This is a genomic window from Plantactinospora sp. B24E8 (assembly GCF_039871735.1).
Classification (GTDB): Bacteria; Actinomycetota; Actinomycetes; order Mycobacteriales; family Micromonosporaceae; genus Plantactinospora.
Genome location: NZ_JBDPMH010000017.1, coordinates 117,498 through 136,192 on the forward strand (window position 1 = coordinate 117,498; position 18,695 = coordinate 136,192).

Consider the following 18,695-nt stretch of genomic DNA (forward strand, 5'->3'; position numbering starts at 1 on the left):
CCCGGACCGTGACCGACGACAGCCGTGCCCGCCACCCCGAGCCCGCCGCCGGGTCCCCGCTCTCCTCCGTCTGCGCCGTGGCCGGGGACGGTCGGCTGCGGCACGGCGCCGCGTTGAAGTTCTTCTGGGGCCCGATGGACTGCGGCAAGTCGACGATGGCCCTGCAGATGAACTACAACCACGCCCGGCAGGGCCGGCGGGGGCTGGTGCTGACCCGTATCGACCGGTCACTCGGCCCGCAGATCACCACCCGGATCGGGCTGGCGCACGAGGCGATCGAGGTCACCGACGACCTCGACCTGTGCGCACTCGTCCGCTCCCGGCTCGCCGACGGTGACCGGATCGACTACCTGATCTGCGACGAGGCGTGCTTCTACACGGTGCGGCACGTCGAGCAGATGGCGGAACTGGTCGACTGCTACGACATCGACGTCTTCGCGTTCGGTCTGGCCACCGACTTCCGGTCCTGCCTGTTCCCGGCCGCGCAGCGGCTGTTCGAACTCGCCGACGAGGTGACCCGGATCCAGGTCGAGGTGCTCTGCTGGTGCGGCCGGCAGGGGCTGCTCAACGCCCGGGTGGTCGGCGGGGCGGTGACCCGGGAGGGCGAGCAGGTCCTGATCGGAGACACCGTCGACGAGGCCGAGGTGCGCTACCAGGTGCTCTGCCGGCAGCACTACCGCAGCGGCGACCTGGGCCGGGGGCGCTGACCCAGCCGGATCGCGCGGCGGCCACCGGTCCGTGACGGCGCCGCGCCTGATCGGGTCGGTCTCGGGCGTGGTGGCCGGCGGTCAGAACGGGTCGCCGCAGACCCGCCACCGGTCACCGTCGCGGACCATCGGGATCTCTCGTCGGTCCACCGCGCCGGACCGACGGGTCAGCTTCGCCGCCACTGTCGCCCGCGACTGTCCCTGGTCGGTCGAGACCGAGACGTCGTCGATGTCGTACCGGGTGATCGTCGGGGGCACGGCGAGCCGCCGGACGAACTCCTCCCGGCTCCACCGTGCGCGGGTGTCTCCGCAGAGCCGGTCGTAGGCGCCGTCCGGGTCGCCGCCGACGACCTCGTCGAGGAACGCCTCCGCCTCCTGCTGGGCCGCCGACGAGGACTGCCGCAGGTGCTGGAAGTTCCAGGCGCCCAACCCGCCCGCCCCGACACAGCAGAGAAAGAGACCGGCGGCGACCAGCGCCAACAGGCCCCGGGTCCGACTCGGCCGCCGACCCGGACGACGCCACAACGGCTCGTTCCCCATGGCACCGACGCTAGACAGCGGTCCGGTACGGCGCAGCGAACCGCCAGCCTTGTTGTCGATCGGTGATCAACGTGACGCTCTCCGCGACCGGTTGGTGGTCTAGCGTCGGGACCACCCCGACCCACCCGGGGCCCGGCACCCCGGTGTCCCCGCGAAACCCGAGGAGCCAGCGATGGTGCGCTACGTCCAGACGGTGCCGGCCCCGCCCGACCCGTACTTCGGCGACCGACTCCTGCGTTCCTGGCTCGACCGGCGGCTCGGCGTCGATGGACACACCGCCGCCGCGTCCCGGCTGGCCGCGCTCGCCACCGACGTCACCGGCCCGTTGCGGGCCGCGCACCTGGACGCCGAGACGCATCCGCCGACCCTGGTCCGCTACGACGGCTGGGGAGCCCGGGTCGACCGGATCGAGACGTCGGCCGGCTGGCGGGCGCAGCGCGACGCGGCGGCCCGGCACGCCGTCGTCGCCCTGCCCTACCAGCCGGAGGCCCGGGCCACCTGGGGTGCGGCGGCCCGGGTCGTCCAGCACGCGCTGCTGCACCTGTACGGGCCGGAGTCGGCGACCTTCTCCTGCCCGGTGGCGATGAGCGACGGCGCCGCCGCGCTGCTGGCCCGCCCCGAGGTCGATCCGACGGTCCGCGACGTCTGGCTGCCCCGGCTGACCAGCACCGACCCGGCCCGGGTGGCGTTCAGCGGGCAGTGGATGACCGAGTCCCAGGGTGGCTCCGACCTGGCCCGGTCGAACACCGTCGCCCGGGCTGCCGACGACGGCTCGTGGCGGCTGACCGGCGAGAAGTGGTTCTGCTCGGCGGCCGACTCGACCCTGGCGGTCGCGCTGGCCCGACCGGAGGGCGCCGGCGCCGGCAGCCGCGTCCTCGTTCCGTTCCTGGTGCCGCGCTACGCCGCCGACTCGCCGCTCGCCGGGCCGGGTGCGGATCCGGCCGCCCCGGCCCCCGGGGTCACCCTGCACCGACTGAAGGACAAGCTGGGTACCCGCGCGTTGCCGACGGCGGAGATCGGCCTGCGGGACGCGTACGCCTGGCCGCTGGGTGATCCCGCCCAGCCGGGTCTGGCCCGGGCGATGACGCTGGTCGTGGTGACCCGGCTGCACAACGCGGCGGCGGCCGCCGCCGGGATGCGCCGGGGATTGGCGTACGCGCGGGCGTACGCCGACGCCCGTCAGGTCGCCGGTGGCCGACTCGGCGACGCACCGCTGCACCGGGCCACGCTCGGCGAACTCGCGGTCGACACCGCCGGCGCGTTCATGCTGGCCGGGCACGCGTTCACGCTGCTCGGCCAGGTCGAGGTCGGGGCCGACCCGGCGGCCGCGGTCGAACTGCGGATCGTGGCACCGCTGGCCAAACTCGCCACCGCCCGGCTGGCGGTCGCGGCCGCCAGCGAGTACGTCGAGTGCTTCGGCGGTGCCGGGTACGTCGAGGACACCGGGATCCCCCGGCTGCTGCGGGACGCCCAGGTGCTGCCGATCTGGGAGGGCACCACCAACGTGCTCGCCCTGGACGTGCTGCGGGCGGTGGTCCGCGACGACGGTGCGGTGCCGCTGCTGGGCCGGCTCGACGCGGCGACCGACGCGGCCCGGCGGCTGCACCGGGGGCTGGCCGACGCGCTCGCCACCGGCACGGCCGAGCTGCGGGCCACACTCGCCGAGGTGACCCCGGAGGCGGTCGGCGCGGTCGCCGGGGCGCGGGGGCTCGCCCTGCGGATGGCGCACCTGCTGACCACCGCGCTCCTGGTCGAGCAGGCGAGTTGGGGCGACGAGGCGGCGGAGGTCGCCGCCCGGCTCTGGGCGCGTCGGCGGCTGCGCGGCGGTGACATCGCCGCCGACGCGCACCACGAACTCGACCTGCTCTGCTGAATCGCCCGGCGTACCTGACAGGAGATGTCAGGTACGCCGGGCAGGCTGACCGGTATGACGAACAGCATCGGCGACCTCATCATGGTCAACTTCGACAGCTCCGACCCCCGCGCGCACGCCGAGTTCTACCACCGGCTGCTCGGCTGGGAGATAACCGCCAGCGCGGACGAGTACGCGATGATCAGCGACGGACACTCCTCGCTCGGATTCGGCCTGGTCGAGGGGTACCGGCCGCCGGCCTGGCCCGACACCACGGCCGGCAAGCGTTACCACGTCGACGTCTACGTCGACGACCTGGACAAGGCCGAGGCGGCCTGCCTCGAGGCGGGCGCCGCCCGGCCGGACTTCCAGCCGGGCGGTGAGCGGTGGCGGGTGCTGACCGATCCGGTCGGCCACCCGTTCTGCATCTGTCTGCGGTCGCAGGACTGACCGGCGCCGTCACCCACCGCTGCCCGGGCCCGCCGTCGGGCCACCCGCTCAGCCACGGGCCCGGGCGATGGGGCTGCCGCCGGCGGCCGTCAGGAACTCCCGGGCGCCCCGCAACCGGGTACGCAGCAGCGCGGTGGCCCGCTCCAGCCGCAACCGGACGTCACCCGGACGACGGACACCCAGGTCGGCGAGACGGGCCGCCGGCACCGCAGCCGGATCAAGCCCGTCGCGCGCCGCGACCAGCAGCCCGAGATCGTAGCGGCTGACCACGTCCGGGCCGGCCACGTTCAGCACGCCACGGTATCCGTTGCCGGCCAACTCCAGCAGCGCGTCGGCGAGGTCGTCGACGTGCACCGGTTTGCGGATCTCGTCGGTGAACAGGGCGCCGGACAACCGCCCGGACACCAGGTCGTGGGTCAGCCGCTCGTGCGCGCCCTGACCGTCGCCGAGCACCAGGGAGGTCCGGACGACCGCCGCGTCCGGAGCCACCGCCCGGACCGCCGTCTCGGCGGCGGCCTTCGCCGCCCCGTACCGGTGGACCGGATCCGGCAACGCCTCCTCGTCGTAGTGCACGTCCCGCCCGGAGAAGACCGCGTCGCTGGAGACGTGGACCAGCCGTGTCCCCGCCGCCGCGGCGGCGACCGCCACGTGGGCGGCACCGTCGGCCGTCGTACGCCAGTCGTCGCGGTCACGTCCGGTCGCCGCGTGCACCACCACGTCGGGACGGATCCGGGCGATCAACCGGCGTACCGCCGACGGGTCCCGGACGTCCCACCGTTCGTCGCCGGTCTCCGCCGGCCCGGCGTGGTACGTGCCGACCACCGACCAGCCGGCCGCCGTCGCCCGCTGGTACACCCGCCGCCCCAGATAGCCGGTGGCCCCGGTGACCAGAAGTCGTCGCGTCATCCGGGTGACCCTACAACCGCCCCGGCACCGGCGGCGGCCACCCGCGTGGCAGCCGGTCCCGGGACCGGTCAGCCGTGCCGGCGGGCGCGGGCGGCGGCGATGGTGTAGGAGGGGTCGCGGTCGAGGTTGTGTCGGTCGCGGTCGTAGCGGCGGGTGGTGCGGGGGTCGGCGTGTCCCATCGCGTCCTGGACGTCTTCGAGTGGTACGCCTTCGGCGCGGGCGGTGGTGGCGAAGGCGTGTCGCAGTGAGTGTGGGGAGAGTCGTGCCCAGGCGGGGATGCCGGCGGCCCGGGCGAGTCGTCGGACCAGCCGGAACACCGCGTGTCGGTCCAGCCGGTTCCCGCTTGCGGTGACCAGCAGCGCCCCGTCGAGCTGCTCGACGGGACGCCGCTCGGCCGCCGCCCGGGCCGCCAGGTAGGCGTCCACCGCGTACGCCGACCCGGGGGTCAACGCCCGGCGGCGCGCACGTCCGCCCTTGCCGACGAACCGCACACTGCGGTGCCCCCGTTCGTGGCCGAGGTCGGCCAGGTCCAACGAGACCAGTTCGCCGACCCGCAGCCCGAGGTCGGCGAGCAGGGCCAGCACCGCCCGGTTGCGGGCCGCGTACGGTCCGGTGTCGGCCTCGGCGGCGGCGAGCAGGGCGTCGACCTCCTCCGAGGTCAGGCCGACGGTGGCCGAGTGGTCCCGGTCGACCCGCGGCCGGTCGGCACCGGAGACCGGATTCGCCTCCACCGCGCCGAGCCGGCCCAGGAACGTGTACCAGCTCGACAGCGCGGAGAGCTTGCGGGCGACGGTGGCCGGGGTCAACCGCCGGCCGGTACGCGGGTCGGCGCTCGACTCCAGGTCGCGGGCGTACGCGTTCACGTGCAGGAAACCCGCGGCCAGCGGGTCGAGTTCCCGGTCGGCGCACCAGCCGAGCCAGCCGGCGATGTCCCGCCGGTACGCCGCCCGGGTGTGTTCGGAGAGCCGACGGTTACGCAGCCACGCCTCGGTGAAGTCGGCGGCACCGTCGCCACGGGCCGGCGGGGCGGCCGACCGGCGGGTGAAAACAGGGACGGATCGTGACACGTGAGAAAGGTTCCCAGCCGATCCGGTGCCGGTGCGGCAGGCGCGCCCGGCCAATCCCGGACCCGACAGCCGGAACAGCCCGGGCCGCCGCCGGCGGCCCGGGCGTCGGCCGTCCGGGTTAGGTTGACCCGGTGCGCGCCGCCCGGCTGGTTTCCCTGCTGTTGCTCCTGCAGACTCGGGGACGGATGACCGCCCAGGAACTGGCCACCGCGCTCGAGGTGTCGGTGCGGACGATCTACCGGGACGTGGAGTCGCTCGGCTCCGCGGGTGTCCCGGTGTACGCCGACCGTGGACCGGCCGGTGGCTACCAGTTGCTCGACGGTTACCGGACGCGGCTGACCGGGCTGACCCCGGACGAGGCGGAGTCGCTGTTCCTGACCGGGATACCGGGGCCGGCCGCCGAACTCGGGCTCGGCGGGCTGGTCACCGCCGCCGAACTGAAACTGCGGGCCGCGCTGCCCGGGGAACTCGGTGACCGGGCCGGCCGGATCCGGGACCGGTTCCACCTGGACGCCCCGGGCTGGTTCCGCCGGGCCGAGCCGGTGCCGCACCTGGCCGCGCTCGCCACCGCGGTCTGGACCGAACGGGTGGTCGAGATCCGGTACCGCCGATGGAAGACCCCCCGAGAGGTGACCCGCCGGCTCGGTCCGCTGGGCCTGGTCCTCAAGGCCGGCCGCTGGTATCTGGTGGCCCGACACCTCGACCCGGTTACGCCGGCCGGCCCGGGAACCGTCGACCAGGTCCGGGCCTACCGGGTCGGTAGCGTGCTCGATCTGGAGGTACGTGACGAGACGTTCCACCGGCCGGCCGACTTCGACCTGGCCGGTTTCTGGGCGGGCTGGAGCCGGCGCTACGAGGAGGGGGTGTACCAGGCCGAGGCGGTGGTACGGATGCGGGCCGAGGCGCTGGACCGGATGCCGTTCATCTTTCCGCCGGAGATGTCGCGTCGGGCCCGGGAGGCGGCCGGGCCGGTCGACGCCGACGGTTGGCTGCGGACCGTGGTGCCGATCGAGTCGGTCCGGCACGGCCACGTCGAGCTGCTCAAACTCGGCGCCGACGCGGAGGTGCTGTCTCCGCCGGAGTTGCGGGATGTCTTCGCCGCCACCGCGCGGTCGCTGTACGGCCACTACCGCCCGTCCGGAGCCGGCGAATGAGTCCCCTGGCCGGCTTCGGCGGCGTGGCCGGACGGTCGGTGCGGTAACCGGACGGGTGGTGCCGTCATCGCGGCACGCCGGCCGGCTCGGGAAGAGCCTGCGTCGCGGCCGGCTCGGGCCCGGGTGCAGTGGTGCCGAGCCGACGGACTCCGGGGGCCGCGGCGGTGCCGACACAGGCCACCGCCACCGCGACCGCGGCCATTACGAGCGGGGTCGCGGTCGACCAGGCCTCGGCGGCGAACGGGGCGAGCGCGTAGCCGAGCGGCGCCGCCGCCAGGGAGCAGAGCCAGTCGTAGGAGCTGACCCGGGCCAGCACGTGCGGCGGGATCTCGGTCTGGACCACCGTCGCCCACAGCGGGTTGAGGAATCCGAGGGCGGTCAGGGCGACCCCGTAGGCGACGACCACGGTCCAGCCGGGAGCGGCGGCGGCGAGCAGGACCAGCGGCATCGCGTACGTGGCCAGCCCCAGGTTCGCCACCAGGACCGGTCGCCGCGGCCGGAACCGGGCGGCGAGCACCGACCCGACCAGTAGCCCCACGGCACCCGCCTGCAGGACGAGCACCCAGACGAACTCACCGCCCAGCCGGTCGACGGCGACCGCCGGACCGAGGGTGACCAGTACCGCCGCCGCACCGTTCCAGACGCCGTGCGCGACCAGGCTGACCCAGTACCAGTCGCGGGACCTGACCTCGGTCCAACCCTCGCGCAGGTCGGCCAGGAGCGACCGGCGGGCGATCGGGGCACGTCGTACCCGGATCACCGCGAGCAGCGCGGCGCTGGCGGCGAAGGTGGCCCCGTCGAGGACAAACGCCCAGCCGGGGCCGGCCGCCCAGATCACCAGGCCGGCCAACGCGGGACCGACCAGTCGGACGGCGCCGGTGGCGGCGCCGAGCGCGGCATTGGCCCGCTGCCGTTCCGGCCCGTCCACCGTTCCGGTGATCAGCGGCGCGGCGGTCGGCATGGCGAACGCGCCGGCGACACCGCCGACCGCGGAGGCTGCGGCGATCATGGCCAGCGCCGGCTCGCCGCCGAGCAGTTCGACCCCGACGACCACCTGGGTCAGGCACCGGGCCAGGTCGGCGCCGATCGCGACGGCGCGGGCGTCGAACCGGTCGGCGAGTACGCCGCCGAGCGGCAGGAGCAGCAGTTTCGGCACCAGGGCGCAGCCGAGCACCAAGGCGAGCGCGGAACTGGACCCGGTGGCCCGGAGTACGGCGAGGGCGAGCGCGGCCGGCACGACGGCGTCACCGAGCGCCGAGAGGGTACGCCCGAGAAAGAGCAGGTGGAAGGGCCGTGGTCGGAGCGAGAAGGTCACGTTGGCAAACTACTTCGGCGTCGAACTTTTCGTCAACGAATAATTTCGTATCGACGTAGGATCGTGGCGTGGAACCCCAGGACCGCACCGACAGCCACGTCGCCCGCTGGCTGCCGGTACTGCCCACGCTCGACCCGGACGTCGAGGGGGCGGTGACCCGAGTGAAGTTGCTCTCCCGTCATCTGCGGCGGTTCAAGGAGAAGGCACTCGCCGACTTCGACCTGCAACGGCACGAGTTCGAAACCCTGCACGCCCTGGCCGGTCGACACGGCCGGGCGGTGCCGTCCCAGCTCGCCGACGACCTCAACGTCGCCCCGCCGTCGGTGACCGCCAGAGTCGACGCGCTCGTCACCCGCGGCTACGCCCGACGTACGCCGTCCAGCGCCGACCGGCGCCGGGTCGACATCGAGCTCACCGACGAGGGACACGCCGCCTGGCTCGACGCGATGGACATCCTCGGACACGAGGAGGGGCGGCTGCTCGGCGTGCTGACCGTCGCCGAACGGCGGACCCTCGCCGACCTGTTGCGCCGGGTGATGCTCGCCGCCGAACAGCCGCCGTCCTGACCCACCCCGGTCGGTCCGGCAGCGGAGATCCCTCCCCCCGGCAAGCCCCTGCGGTACGGCGTCGGGGGAGAAACCCTGGCGAGCCTGACTGGACCGGACACGGCCGGGAATCCAGATCCCGCGCGGGTGTTCCCGGTCAGCGCCACGGCTCCTCGGGGGTCCCGGTCCGCCGGTGGTGGTCCAACAGTCGGGACAACAGTTCGGTCAACCGCTGTCGTTCCTCTGCGGACAACGGTGCCAGCAGTTCGTCCTGGCACTCGGCCAACCGCTCCTCCAGGCGCCGCAGCTGCCGCTGACCCGCCGCCGTCAGGGAGATGATGTTGCGTCGCCGGTCGGCGGGGTCGGGGGCGCGCTCGACCAGGCCGCGGTCGGCGAGTTCGTTGATCGTCGCGACCATGTCGCTGACGTGGATGCCGCTGCGGCGGCCCAGGGCGGCCTGGCTGGCCGGGCCGAACGTCTCCAGCGTGGCCAGCAGTCGGTAGTGGTAGCCACGGGCGTGCACCACCGAGAACGCGTCGCCCACCAGACGGTGCGCGTGCTGGGCGGTCTGGGTGAGCAGCCAGCTGGGCAGGCTCTCCCAGCCGGCGGGTGTCTTCTCGGACGGGTTCTGCATGCGACAAGCCTAACGAACTGTTGGTGGCCCCAACGATTGTGTTATCGTTCGGACAGCAAACGTTAGTGCTACTAACGTTTGCTGTCCGAACGAATGCCCCTGGAGTGTCCAACCATGATCAAGCCGTTCCGCATCGACATCCTCCAGGTCGACCTCGACGACCTGACCGACCGACTCACCCGCACCCGGTGGCCGAACGAGGTCACCGACGCCGGATGGGACTACGGCTTCCCACTCACGCGGCTCAAGGAGCTGGCCGAACACTGGCGCACACGCTACGACTGGCGCGCACACGAAGCCGAACTCAACCGACTCCCCCACTTCACCACAGAGATCGACGGCCAGAACATCCACTTCGTCCACGTCCGGTCCGCGAACCCGGACGCCCTCGCGCTGATCCTCACCCACGGCTGGCCCGGGTCGTTCCTGGAGTTCCTCGACGTGATCGAGCCGCTCTCGCGCGACTTCCACCTGGTGATCCCGTCGATCCCGGGCTACGGCTTCTCCGGCCCGACCCACGAACGCGGCTGGGACGCCGTCCGGATCGCCCACGCCTGGGCCGAGCTGATGCGCCGGCTCGGGTACGAGCGCTACGGCGCCCAGGGTGGCGACTTCGGCGCGGGCATATCCCTGGCGCTCGGCGCGGTGGCACCCGAGCAGGTCGTCGGCGTGCACGTCAACTACCTGCCGACCCGGCCGGACCCGGACGCTGACGTCCAGCTGTCCGCGACGGACGAAGCCCGGCTGGACAAGGTCAGGCAGCTGATGGCGAACCGGCCGCCGTACCAGGCGCTGCAGGCCCTCACCCCACAGACCATCGGCTACGCGCTGACCGACTCGCCGGTCGGCCAGCTGGTCTGGATCGCCGAACGCTTCGCGCAGTGGACCGACCCCGCCACACCGGTCAGCGACGACCGGATGCTCACCAACATCTCGCTCTACTGGCTGACCGCCACCGCGGCCTCCTCGGCGCGGCTGCACCACGATGTGCCACGGGGGCGACCCCTGCCGTGTCCGGTACCGGTCGGCGTGGCGGTCTTCGCACACGACATCACGCAGTCGGTGCGGCCGCTCGCCGAGCGGCTGTACGACATCAGGCACTGGTCGGAGTTCGACCGGGGCGGCCACTTCGCCGCCATGGAGGTGCCCGACCTGCTCGCCGGCGACGTCCGGGACTTCTTCCTCGCCCGCCGCCCGGACGACTCCCTGGTCGCCGCCGGATAGGCGGACACCGTCGACCCGCGTCCCGTCAGCCGCGGCGGCGGGCGCGGGCGGCGGCGATGGTGTAGGAGGGGTCGCGGTCGAGGTTGTGTCGGTCGCGGTCGTAGCGGCGGGTGGTGCGGGGGTCGGCGTGTCCCATCGCGTCCTGGACGTCTTCGAGTGGTACGCCTTCGGCGCGGGCGGTGGTGGCGAAGGCGTGTCGCAGTGAGTGTGGGGAGAGTCGTGCCCAGGCGGGGATGCCGGCGGCCCGGGCGAGTCGTCGGACCAGCCGGAACACCGCGTTGTGGTCAAGCCGCGCACCGGTCGCGGTGACCAGCAGCGGACCCGTCAACGCCGGCACGGTCAACCCCTGGCTGGCGGCCCGGGCGGCCAGCCAGGCGTCCACCGCGTACGCGGTGCCGGGGGCGAGGGCGCGACGACGGACCTTGCCTCCCTTGCCGACGAAGCGGATGCTTCGATGCCCCCGCTCGACCCCGAGGTCGACCAGGTCGAGTGAGATCAGCTCGCCGACCCGCAGCCCGAGGTCGGCCAGCAGAGCGATGGTGGCCCGGTTCCGCGCGGCGGTCGGCCCGGTGTCGGCCTCGGCCGCGGCCACCAGCGCGTCGACCTCCTCCGGCGTCAGCCCGACGGTGCCGGAATGGTCCCGGTCGACCCGCGGCCGGTCGGCGCCGGCCACCGGATTGGCGTCGACCGCCCGCAGTTTGACCAGGAAGTCGTACCAACTGGACAGGGCGGAGAGGCGGCGGGCGACGGTGGCCGGGGTGAGCGGGCGACCACTGCGCCGCCCCACCGTCACCTCCAACTGCCGGGCGTACGCGTTGACGTCGAGGAATGTGGCCCGTAGCGGGTCCAGGTCGCGGCCTGCGCACCAGTTCAGCCAGTCGGCGACGTCCCGCCGGTACGCGTCGCGGGTGTGGTCGGACAGCCGCCGGTTGTCCAACCAGGCGTCGGTGAAGTCGGCCGACCCGGCGGCGATGAGCGCCAGACCACCCGACCCGCGGGGCACGATCTCGGAAGACGGCATGTAAAGAAGGTTCCCAGCTCGGCGGTGGATCGCACACCCAGCCACGCCCGGCTGGACGCCGACGTGGATCACACCGGCGACGAGCACGGAAACATCGCGGACGCCCGCTATCCTCCCGACGTGCTCTCCCAGATCAGGGGCCTGTCCCGCCACTTCACCGAGGAAACACTCCGGACGTACCTGCTGGAGCGCTCGGCGCGTACCCAGGACGGCTGCCTCGTCATCCGTGGCTACGGCAGCCGGCGGGGAGTGCACCAGAAGGTCGCGGGTCGGGCCTGGGCGCACATCGCCGCGTACGTCGCCTTCGTCGGCGACTACGACCCCGGGTTGGAGGTCGACCAGGTCTGCGGTGTGCCGGACTGCATCGAGCCGACCCACCTGCGGCAGATCGGTCACGCCGACAACTGCCGTAGCCGGAGACAGCATCCTCGGTGCCGCAACGGCCACGACCGCGAGGTCGACGCCCGTACCGGCCGCTATCGCAGGACCTGTCGACAGTGCAACGCCGAGGCGCAGAAGCGGTGGCGCGAGCGGCAGGCGCGCCAGGTTGCCGAGGGCCGCGCCAGCTACGGCCGTACGACGGACCACTGACACCGACCGCCAGCGGTCGGCCTGGCGCTCACTCCCGATCCCCCGCCCGGGCTGTAGAACGACATTGGAACGTCAGTGAAAACGACATCAAACGTCAGTGATCTCACGGACTGGCCAGCTGTCTATACCGGATCCCAACTGGTCGGTCGTACTCCGCCACTGGATGGGGCCGGTCGTCTTGGTCGCGTCCGTCGGTGACGATGATCCGCAACTACGTTCTCGTCCGACTCCATTACGCTGCGCCATCCTCGCTGATGTCGGTCGGCGCTGCTGGCATCAGCCTGCGGGATATTCGGCGCTGGCCGAGAATGTGGGCGGGGTCACGGTCGAGGTTGTACCTATCGCGGTCGTAGCGGCGGGTCGTGCGGGGGTCGGCGTGGCCCATTGCATCCTGCACGTCCTCCAACGGCACTCCTTCGGCGCGGGCCGAGGTGGCGAACGCGTGCCGCAGCGAATGCGGTGACAGCCGGTCTGCCGACGGAACGCCAGCGGCTCTGGCGAGGTTGCGCAGCCAGACGAAGACGTTGGGCTCGGCGAGCCGGCCTGGCTGACCGTCAACGCCAGTAGTGGCGAACAGCGGGCCGTTTAACGCGTCGATGGCGCTGTGGGTGGTGGCCGCTCGGACGTCGAGATACTCGTGGAGCGCCTCCAGCGTGTGCGTAGGCATCGGCCGCTCTCGCTCCTGAGCGCCCTTGCCGAGGAACTTAAGCGTCCGTTGCCCCGCGTTGTGGCTTACTTAGGTCGTTGATGTCGCGGTCGAGGGCCTCACCGATGCGCAGCCCGAGATCAGCGAGTAGCCGTAGCAACGCGCGGTCGCGCAACGCCGCCAGGTACCGGGCGCGCCGGGCCGGCGTCGGCGCCTTCTCCCAGCGCTCGGCGCGGTCGGCAACTTCAGTGTCGGCCTGGGCGAGCAACAGGTCGACTTCGTGACGAGTGAGCCCGGCGGTGGTGGAGTGGGCCTTGACCTTGGGCCGCCTCACCACAGCGGCCGGGTTGCGGGCCACCCACCCATTGTGGTTCCCCTCGTAACGTGGAGGCCAGAGCTTGAGGGATAGAGGTTCATGGTTGAGACGAGACGCCGATTCGATCCGGAGTTCCGCGCTGGGGCGGTCCGGATCGTGCGTGAGACCGGGAAGTCGATCGCGCAGGTAGCGCGTGATCTGGGGATCAACAGCGGTACCCTGGCCAACTGGGTGCAGCAGGATCGGGTGGTTCGTGGCGAAGCCGCTGCCGGGCAGCTGGCCGAGGACGAGCGGGCCGAGCTGGCGCGGTTGCGGCGGGAGAACGCTGAGCTGGCGATGGAGCGTGAGTTCTCAAGCGATCTGTGGTCCTGTGGGTCAAGGAAGCGACGGGCCGGTGAGCGTGGCCGCCTTCGTCGCTGCCCAGAGGACCGAGCACGACGTGCCGCACGCGGTGGCCTGCCGGGCCCTGGGGGTGTCCGAGTCGTGGTTCTACAAGTGGCGGGACCGTCCGCCGACACCCCGCCAGGACCGTAGAACCAGGCTGACGGACGCGGTCCGGCGCGTCTTCGACGCCTCAGGCGGCACCTACGGCAGCCCACGCGTCGGCGACGAGTTACGCGAGCAGGGATGGCGGGTGTCGGACAACACAATCGCCCAGCTCATGGCCGAGGTCGGCCTCGTCGCCAGAGCGAAACGACGCCGGCGTGGGCTGACCCGGCAGGGCAACCGGCCAGCCGTCCCGGACCTGGTCAAGCGCCAGTTCACCGCGCCCGCGCCGGACGTGGCCTGGTGCGGCGACATGACCGAGATCGCCACCGGCGAGGGCAAGCTCTACCTCGCCACCGTCATCGACCTGTACTCCCGGCACATCCTCGGCTACGCCATGGGCGACCGGCACGACGCCGGCCCGGTCGTCGCCGCGTTGAACATGGCCGCGGTCACCCGCGGCGGCGACGTCGCCGCGGGTGATCTTTCACAGCGACCGGGGCAGCGAATACTGCTCGGCCGACTTCGCCCGGGCGTGCGCCCGCTGGAAGGTACGCCAGTCGATGGGCCGGGTCGGCTCGTGCTTCGACAACGCCGTGGCCGAGGCCACCTTCTCCACCATCAAGGTCGAGTACGTCCACCGTCACCAGTTCCGCACCCGTACCGAGGCCCGGCTGAAGATCGCCACCTGGATCACCGACTTCTACAACCGCCGACGCCGCCACTCCGTCTGCGACGGACGCTCACCGATCGACTACGAACGATCAACGACCCGCCTCCTGGAGAACCAGGCCGCATAACCGAGTCCTCCACGATTCCAGGGGATTGACGGTCGCCGATGCGAGGACCCTCGCCCCAGTCGAACTGCATCCACAGACCGGGCTCCGGAATCCACGGGCGGAACACCCGCCGCTGACCCGCCTGCCAAGCCTGCTTCACCGCCGCGACCGCCCGCCGGGTCGTGCGCTCACCCCCGGCGAAGCCCATCGCGGTGATCCGCCGGTGGACCACGTCCGCCCGGACACGACCACCCGACCGCGCCACCAACTCCTCGATCTTGTCCATAAACTCATCGATCGACCGAGCCCGATGCAGCCGCTCCTCGGGACTACGGCCCTCATTCCGCAACTTCACAAACCGGGCCACCGTGTGGTGATCACACCCGGCCAACTCAGCCGCCGCACGGTAACTACCCGTGAGGTCGTACGCCTCCAAAATTTCCACGATCTCCCTGCCGCGTTTCACCGGTCGACCCTCGCCGACCAGCACTTGGACATGATCAGCGGGGAGGTATCTGGCCATCGACGGGGAGATCCCCGGCCACCAGCGGGGCGGTAAATGGCCGCCTATGGGGAGTATCTACTGGCCGCGGACATCGATATGAAGCGGCGTCAGGAACCGGCTCAGCTTGCAATGGAAGGAGGGGCCGCAGCCGCGGTTGCGCTCGGAGCCAGTTGAAAGTGCCAGATGATCTGGCTCGGTGTTCCGTCCCAGGCGGCGCCGGCTGCCGCCGGGACGATGCCCAGCAGCGACCAAGGCCAGACGTCCCACGGTCCTGTCGCGATCTCCCCGGGCATGTCCTCGCTGGCGTCGCCGGACATCCGAGGCTCCTCACAACGCCGTAGCTGCAGGCCCAATGGCAAGGCGACGCGCAGATAGTCACTGGCCCGATGACGGAACGCAGGCAGCAGCCCAGGATCACCGTCGGCAGAACGAACGCGCGGCACTGACCCCAATGCCACGAGCTCGTGGTGCACGTCCGTGATCACCAGATGGCCGCCAGGACGCAGGACCCGGGCGAACTCGGTGATCGCCGGCCCGACATCGGGAAGATGGGTCAGCGCCAACGCACACACGACGACATCGACGTGATCGTCAGGCAGGGGAAGCTGATCCAAGTCGCCCTGCCGCAATTCCGCGTTCGGAACGCGCGTACGAGCGTGAGCCAGCATTTCCGGGGAACTGTCGACGCCGATAACCCGGTGGCCCTGCTTGGCGAGGTACTCGGTGTATCGGCCGGTGCCGCAAGCCGCGTCCAAGGCGACGCCAGGTGGCAGGGAGCCGAGGATCTCGTGCACGATGGGTTCTTCGATCTCGAACAGCCCGTTGCCTGGTTGATCATAGGTCGCCGACCACACCTTGTAGCCGTCGACGGTGTCGACCTGCGCCGCAATGACTCCGTCACCGTTCAGCGACGGGCTGTCCAGAAGGCGCCGGACCTCGCTGATACGCGCTTCGATGAAGTCCCGGTCGTAGTCGCCGGCGAAGGCACGCAGCAACGCCACGCCCTCCAGCCCCAATGTGTAGGCGAGCGGGTGCTGGTATGCCACCACGCGACCATAGCGACGACATGCGGATCGGACTATCCAATTTCTCACGGCTTAGCTCTGCGACTGGCCTGGGGCCGGCGTCAACTCGCGGACAGGAAGTCCACCGACGTTAGCGTCGTGCTGGAGAAGACGTTCGGTCTTCAAGGTCCGTGGAGATGGCCAGGCCAGGTGTTGAAACGCCATCGCGGACATGTATCCTATGTGTTGTCGCAGTTCAGAGCCGATATCCGAGCTCCTGCGGTCGGTAAAGACCGCGACGATCCACTCGTCCAGCAGCGCCTGCAACTCGGCCAACGACCAGACCGCGTCCTTCTCAGCGTGTCGGCCCCGATGCTCGACACTGGAGCCGACATACAGTAGCCGGCGACATACTGCGCGAACAGCGTGTCCACCGAATCGAAACCCCCCATCGCCCGGCACGCGTTCTGGAACGTCCGCGAGATGTAGGCCTTCCCGTGATCACACACAATCGTCTCCGGAACGATCACCGGCCGGGCCGCAGCGTGCTCAAGGCGTTCGTCCAGTTCGGTCAGCCGGCGGTGCGGCAACACCGACCTCGACATCCGCAACGCGTCGACCCACCCGGGCCGCATCGGCTCCGGCGTCATCGCCTTCGCCAACAGCACCGCCGCGTCAGCGGCCTTCGTCGTAGGACGCAGAACCGCCGCCGGGATCGTCCGCGTCGCCAGATCGATCAGCCAAGTCAGTTCCACCCGGTCGGTTTCACCGGTGTCCAGCACCACCCGGACGTTCAACGGCGTGGAGTCGATCTGCGTCCACTCACCCGGCCGGAACGCGGTCACCGTCCCGAACGGCCGGTCCGGCCGCTTGGCCGCCGACTGCCGGGTCCGGGCCGATCCGACGGTGTGCTTGCCGGCCGACAGCGACGCGAACAGCCGGTAAAACGTCCGCTCCGGTGGCATCGGCGGCGCATCCGGACCGTACTCAGCAGCGAGAATCTGCTGCGAGCGGCGCCGCACCCGCGTGGCCGTGCCCGTGGACTGATGCGTCTGTTCCCCGATCGCGGTCACCATCGCCGCGATCACCCGCTCATCGGCCCGCCGGTCGGCGACGACAGCCGCGCGAACCGGCGGTCCACCAGAGCCCACAAACCCTCACGCTCGTACCCACGCCGCAACCGCTGCAACGTCTTGAAACTGACCTGCTCACCCTGACCGGCCAGCTCCGCGACCTTGGCCAGCTCCCGTTGCCGCAGCGTGCGGGTCTCCGGATCGAACTCCGGCCGCCCCCGGGCGCCTTTCTCCGCGCCCGGGGGCCGACCCGTGAGCACCTCCACGATGTGCCGCTCCCACCGGCGAGCCTGTTCGACAGCCTCGTCCGGCAGACCATCCAGCAGGCCGGCCGGCGGCAACGGCGCCGGAGGCACTGCGGAAACGAGCCTGAACGTCGGATCGGTGAGCAACCGGCTCAGCGGCATCACCACCGCGCCGCCGGCGACGTCGAGCAACCGGACCTGGCCCTCGGCCAGGCCATCCACCACGTGCACCTGCTCGCGGAGCCGAACCTCGTCACCGATACGCAGCACCGGCGGCCGCGACACCGTCATCGAAGCCCTCCCGTCGCCCGCACCAGCGACGTCTCGCTCAACGCCGCCGACCGCAGATCCGCCTGCAGTTCCCGCAGCCACAACATGTGGAACAGCACCGGCAGCACTCCCAGCGGATCACCGACCGCGCTCGCGCCCTCCATCAGCGGGACCGGTCGTGCGAACACCCGCCGTAGATGATCAGCGTGGACCTGCTGGTGATACCGCCGGTGCCGGTAGCCCGACAACCAGCGCAGATTCGCCGCGAACACGGCATCCAGCGCGCCCACCCGCTCAAACCCCCAGCCGACAGCCTCACAGGCCCGCGCTGTGGCCGCGAACTTCGCCGCGTCCTTGGGTCCGATCCGGTCGTCGGCGCGGACGTCGATCACCACCGCGGTTCCGTCGCGCCGCCGGACGAAGTAGTCCGGCGCATGCCGTACCGGCCGTTCGTCCTCGTCCTGCCAGCACAACCAGAACGGCTGCGACGAAACCGAGACGACATCCGGGTCGGCGTCCAGCAGCATCAGCCGGTCACGCTCCAGCCAAGATTCGAACCCGACATGCTCACCGCTCGTAGCGAAGAACCACAACCCGGAAAAGCTGCGCTGACCTCGGCGGGACGTGAACTGGCGTACCGCACCGGCACGCTCGAACGGAACACTCCAGCACAAGGACAGAGGCCCACGCTGACGAACCCCAGCCGTGTCGATGTAGACCAGCTCGAACTCATCGCCGGCCGCTCCGGAGCCAACGCCCTCGCAGCGCGCACCGCCACCCGCTCTCGCTGAAGCAGTCCATCAAGGTGTGCCTCAACTTAAATGGCAGAAACCGCGACATGCCTCGGACACGCTGGCAGTGCCTCACATCAACTGGCAGACGACAACAGCCAGGACAGACCCATCGTCGATACGAGGCAAGGGGCGGCGATGAGCACATGATAAGAACGGTTATCCTGTCGCCCCTCCTGCCAGTCGGCGTATCGTCCCGGCTGTGACTACCGCGACCCCGTGGGTACCGCTCGGCCGCCGTGTCGCCGGCCTCGGCCCGGACACCACCGTCCGCGCCGACACGCAGGTGCTCGCCGCCACTGCCGGATGGCTGCGCGAACACGCTGATGCCCCCAACACTCAACGCGCATACCTGCGCGACCTTGCCGCATGGATCGAATGGTGCACCATCGCTGGCGTCGACCCGCGCGCTGCACGACGTCCCGACGCCGCCGCCTGGATCGAGCACCTAGACGAGTAGTTCCGAAGTCAGGGGTCGATGTCCAGGCATGAGGAGAGGGCATCCAAGATCATGTTGTGACGCAAGACCTGGACACCCTCTTGACCGCACTGTACGTGAAGATCGACGACAGCA

General features: G+C 71.2%; 21 protein-coding genes and 1 pseudogene. 9 read left to right on the forward strand and 13 right to left on the reverse strand.

Annotation, left to right across the window (positions count from 1 at the left end; all coding sequences use genetic code 11):
* The first annotated feature begins 77 nt into the window (after positions 1 to 77).
* A complete protein-coding gene (locus tag ABGB21_RS23230) occupies positions 78 to 707 on the forward strand; it encodes a thymidine kinase (RefSeq protein WP_347679528.1) in 630 nt (209 codons plus the stop codon).
* An 81-nt stretch (positions 708 to 788) separates the two neighbouring features.
* Here ABGB21_RS23230 and ABGB21_RS23235 read toward each other — a convergent pair whose 3' ends face one another.
* Positions 789 to 1,247 (reverse strand): hypothetical protein, encoded by a 459-nt coding sequence (locus tag ABGB21_RS23235; protein WP_347656920.1) that lies wholly within the window; start codon positions 1,245 to 1,247, stop codon positions 789 to 791.
* A gap of 172 nt (positions 1,248 to 1,419) precedes the next feature.
* Here ABGB21_RS23235 and ABGB21_RS23240 point away from each other — a divergent pair, with 172 nt between their 5' ends.
* Together ABGB21_RS23240 and ABGB21_RS23245 are read left to right on the forward strand one after the other, a co-directional pair.
* Positions 1,420 to 3,120, forward strand: a complete 1,701-nt coding sequence (locus ABGB21_RS23240; RefSeq protein ID WP_347656921.1) for an acyl-CoA dehydrogenase family protein — start codon at positions 1,420 to 1,422, stop codon at positions 3,118 to 3,120.
* A 54-nt stretch (positions 3,121 to 3,174) separates the two neighbouring features.
* On the forward strand, positions 3,175 to 3,549 hold the full coding sequence (locus ABGB21_RS23245; RefSeq protein WP_347656922.1) for a VOC family protein: 375 nt from the start codon (positions 3,175 to 3,177) through the stop codon (positions 3,547 to 3,549).
* 48 nt (positions 3,550 to 3,597) lie between these two features.
* On the opposite strand, the gene ABGB21_RS23250 is transcribed toward ABGB21_RS23245, so the two are convergent.
* Positions 3,598 to 4,455, reverse strand: coding sequence for a sugar nucleotide-binding protein (locus ABGB21_RS23250; RefSeq protein ID WP_347656923.1), 858 nt, complete (start codon positions 4,453 to 4,455; stop codon positions 3,598 to 3,600).
* Between the two features lie 68 nt (positions 4,456 to 4,523).
* Positions 4,524 to 5,522: a tyrosine-type recombinase/integrase gene (locus ABGB21_RS23255; RefSeq protein WP_347679504.1), complete on the reverse strand. Its 999-nt coding sequence runs from the start codon at positions 5,520 to 5,522 to the stop codon at positions 4,524 to 4,526.
* Between the two features lie 131 nt (positions 5,523 to 5,653).
* On the opposite strand from ABGB21_RS23255, the gene ABGB21_RS23260 reads away from it, so the two are divergent.
* Positions 5,654 to 6,676 (forward strand): YafY family protein, encoded by a 1,023-nt coding sequence (locus ABGB21_RS23260; protein WP_347656925.1) that lies wholly within the window; start codon positions 5,654 to 5,656, stop codon positions 6,674 to 6,676.
* A gap of 64 nt (positions 6,677 to 6,740) precedes the next feature.
* Here the strand turns inward: ABGB21_RS23260 and ABGB21_RS23265 are convergent, their stop codons facing one another.
* Positions 6,741 to 7,991 carry an MFS transporter gene (locus tag ABGB21_RS23265; RefSeq protein WP_347679506.1) on the reverse strand — a complete coding sequence of 417 codons (1,251 nt, stop codon included), beginning with the start codon at positions 7,989 to 7,991 and terminating at the stop codon, positions 6,741 to 6,743.
* Positions 7,992 to 8,059: 68 nt separating this feature from the next.
* Here ABGB21_RS23265 and ABGB21_RS23270 point away from each other — a divergent pair, with 68 nt between their 5' ends.
* Positions 8,060 to 8,557, forward strand: coding sequence for a MarR family transcriptional regulator (locus tag ABGB21_RS23270; RefSeq protein WP_347656927.1), 498 nt, complete (start codon positions 8,060 to 8,062; stop codon positions 8,555 to 8,557).
* Positions 8,558 to 8,693: 136 nt separating this feature from the next.
* Here ABGB21_RS23270 and ABGB21_RS23275 read toward each other — a convergent pair whose 3' ends face one another.
* Positions 8,694 to 9,170, reverse strand: coding sequence for a MarR family transcriptional regulator (locus tag ABGB21_RS23275; protein ID WP_347679508.1), 477 nt, complete (start codon positions 9,168 to 9,170; stop codon positions 8,694 to 8,696).
* A gap of 114 nt (positions 9,171 to 9,284) precedes the next feature.
* Here ABGB21_RS23275 and ABGB21_RS23280 point away from each other — a divergent pair, with 114 nt between their 5' ends.
* The gene (locus tag ABGB21_RS23280; RefSeq protein ID WP_347679510.1) at positions 9,285 to 10,394 is read left to right on the forward strand and encodes an epoxide hydrolase family protein; all 1,110 of its coding nucleotides are present in this window, start codon (positions 9,285 to 9,287) and stop codon (positions 10,392 to 10,394) included.
* A 25-nt stretch (positions 10,395 to 10,419) separates the two neighbouring features.
* Here the strand turns inward: ABGB21_RS23280 and ABGB21_RS23285 are convergent, their stop codons facing one another.
* On the reverse strand, positions 10,420 to 11,415 hold the full coding sequence (locus ABGB21_RS23285; RefSeq protein WP_347656930.1) for a tyrosine-type recombinase/integrase: 996 nt from the start codon (positions 11,413 to 11,415) through the stop codon (positions 10,420 to 10,422).
* Positions 11,416 to 11,439: 24 nt separating this feature from the next.
* Between ABGB21_RS23285 and ABGB21_RS23290 the strand changes: the two genes are divergently transcribed.
* The gene (locus ABGB21_RS23290; protein ID WP_347679512.1) at positions 11,440 to 12,006 is read left to right on the forward strand and encodes an HNH endonuclease; all 567 of its coding nucleotides are present in this window, start codon (positions 11,440 to 11,442) and stop codon (positions 12,004 to 12,006) included.
* Between the two features lie 232 nt (positions 12,007 to 12,238).
* Here the strand turns inward: ABGB21_RS23290 and ABGB21_RS23295 are convergent, their stop codons facing one another.
* Positions 12,239 to 12,673 carry a site-specific integrase gene (locus tag ABGB21_RS23295; RefSeq protein WP_347656932.1) on the reverse strand — a complete coding sequence of 145 codons (435 nt, stop codon included), beginning with the start codon at positions 12,671 to 12,673 and terminating at the stop codon, positions 12,239 to 12,241.
* Positions 12,674 to 12,710: 37 nt separating this feature from the next.
* Positions 12,711 to 13,010: a hypothetical protein gene (locus ABGB21_RS23300; RefSeq protein ID WP_347656933.1), complete on the reverse strand. Its 300-nt coding sequence runs from the start codon at positions 13,008 to 13,010 to the stop codon at positions 12,711 to 12,713.
* Between the two features lie 923 nt (positions 13,011 to 13,933).
* Here ABGB21_RS23300 and ABGB21_RS23305 point away from each other — a divergent pair.
* A complete protein-coding gene (locus ABGB21_RS23305; RefSeq protein WP_347656934.1) occupies positions 13,934 to 14,254 on the forward strand; it encodes an integrase core domain-containing protein in 321 nt (106 codons plus the stop codon).
* Between the two features lie 22 nt (positions 14,255 to 14,276).
* Here the strand turns inward: ABGB21_RS23305 and ABGB21_RS23310 are convergent.
* The 5 genes and pseudogenes from ABGB21_RS23310 to ABGB21_RS23330 all read right to left on the reverse strand — a co-directional run.
* Positions 14,277 to 14,699: pseudogene (locus ABGB21_RS23310) on the reverse strand (IS21 family transposase); the annotation flags it as partial.
* A gap of 158 nt (positions 14,700 to 14,857) precedes the next feature.
* Positions 14,858 to 15,784 carry a class I SAM-dependent methyltransferase gene (locus tag ABGB21_RS23315; RefSeq protein WP_347656935.1) on the reverse strand — a complete coding sequence of 309 codons (927 nt, stop codon included), beginning with the start codon at positions 15,782 to 15,784 and terminating at the stop codon, positions 14,858 to 14,860.
* Between the two features lie 197 nt (positions 15,785 to 15,981).
* Entirely contained in the window at positions 15,982 to 16,830 is an 849-nt protein-coding gene (locus ABGB21_RS23320) for a hypothetical protein (protein ID WP_347656936.1), read from the reverse strand.
* On the reverse strand, positions 16,827 to 17,351 hold the full coding sequence (locus ABGB21_RS23325) for a hypothetical protein (protein WP_347656937.1): 525 nt from the start codon (positions 17,349 to 17,351) through the stop codon (positions 16,827 to 16,829). The genes ABGB21_RS23320 and ABGB21_RS23325 overlap by 4 nt, the downstream gene beginning before the upstream one ends.
* The gene (locus ABGB21_RS23330; RefSeq protein WP_347656938.1) at positions 17,348 to 18,004 is read right to left on the reverse strand and encodes a TnsA-like heteromeric transposase endonuclease subunit; all 657 of its coding nucleotides are present in this window, start codon (positions 18,002 to 18,004) and stop codon (positions 17,348 to 17,350) included. Before ABGB21_RS23330 ends, ABGB21_RS23325 begins: the two co-directional genes overlap by 4 nt.
* 319 nt (positions 18,005 to 18,323) lie before the next feature.
* On the opposite strand from ABGB21_RS23330, the gene ABGB21_RS23335 reads away from it, so the two are divergent.
* Positions 18,324 to 18,581, forward strand: coding sequence for a hypothetical protein (locus tag ABGB21_RS23335; RefSeq protein WP_347679514.1), 258 nt, complete (start codon positions 18,324 to 18,326; stop codon positions 18,579 to 18,581).
* The last annotated feature ends 114 nt before the right edge of the window (positions 18,582 to 18,695 follow it).

Coding starts and splice junctions, on each gene's coding strand:
- ABGB21_RS23240 (WP_347656921.1), top strand. CDS start 1,420: ATGGTGCGCTACGTCCAGACGGTGCCGGCCCCGCCCGACCCGTACTTC.
- ABGB21_RS23245 (WP_347656922.1), top strand. CDS start 3,175: ATGACGAACAGCATCGGCGACCTCATCATGGTCAACTTCGACAGCTCC.
- ABGB21_RS23280 (WP_347679510.1), top strand. CDS start 9,285: ATGATCAAGCCGTTCCGCATCGACATCCTCCAGGTCGACCTCGACGAC.
- ABGB21_RS23295 (WP_347656932.1), bottom strand. CDS start 12,673: ATGCCTACGCACACGCTGGAGGCGCTCCACGAGTATCTCGACGTCCGA.
- ABGB21_RS23250 (WP_347656923.1), bottom strand. CDS start 4,455: ATGACGCGACGACTTCTGGTCACCGGGGCCACCGGCTATCTGGGGCGG.
- ABGB21_RS23325 (WP_347656937.1), bottom strand. CDS start 17,351: ATGACGGTGTCGCGGCCGCCGGTGCTGCGTATCGGTGACGAGGTTCGG.
- ABGB21_RS23235 (WP_347656920.1), bottom strand. CDS start 1,247: ATGGGGAACGAGCCGTTGTGGCGTCGTCCGGGTCGGCGGCCGAGTCGG.
- ABGB21_RS23275 (WP_347679508.1), bottom strand. CDS start 9,170: ATGCAGAACCCGTCCGAGAAGACACCCGCCGGCTGGGAGAGCCTGCCC.
- ABGB21_RS23285 (WP_347656930.1), bottom strand. CDS start 11,415: ATGCCGTCTTCCGAGATCGTGCCCCGCGGGTCGGGTGGTCTGGCGCTC.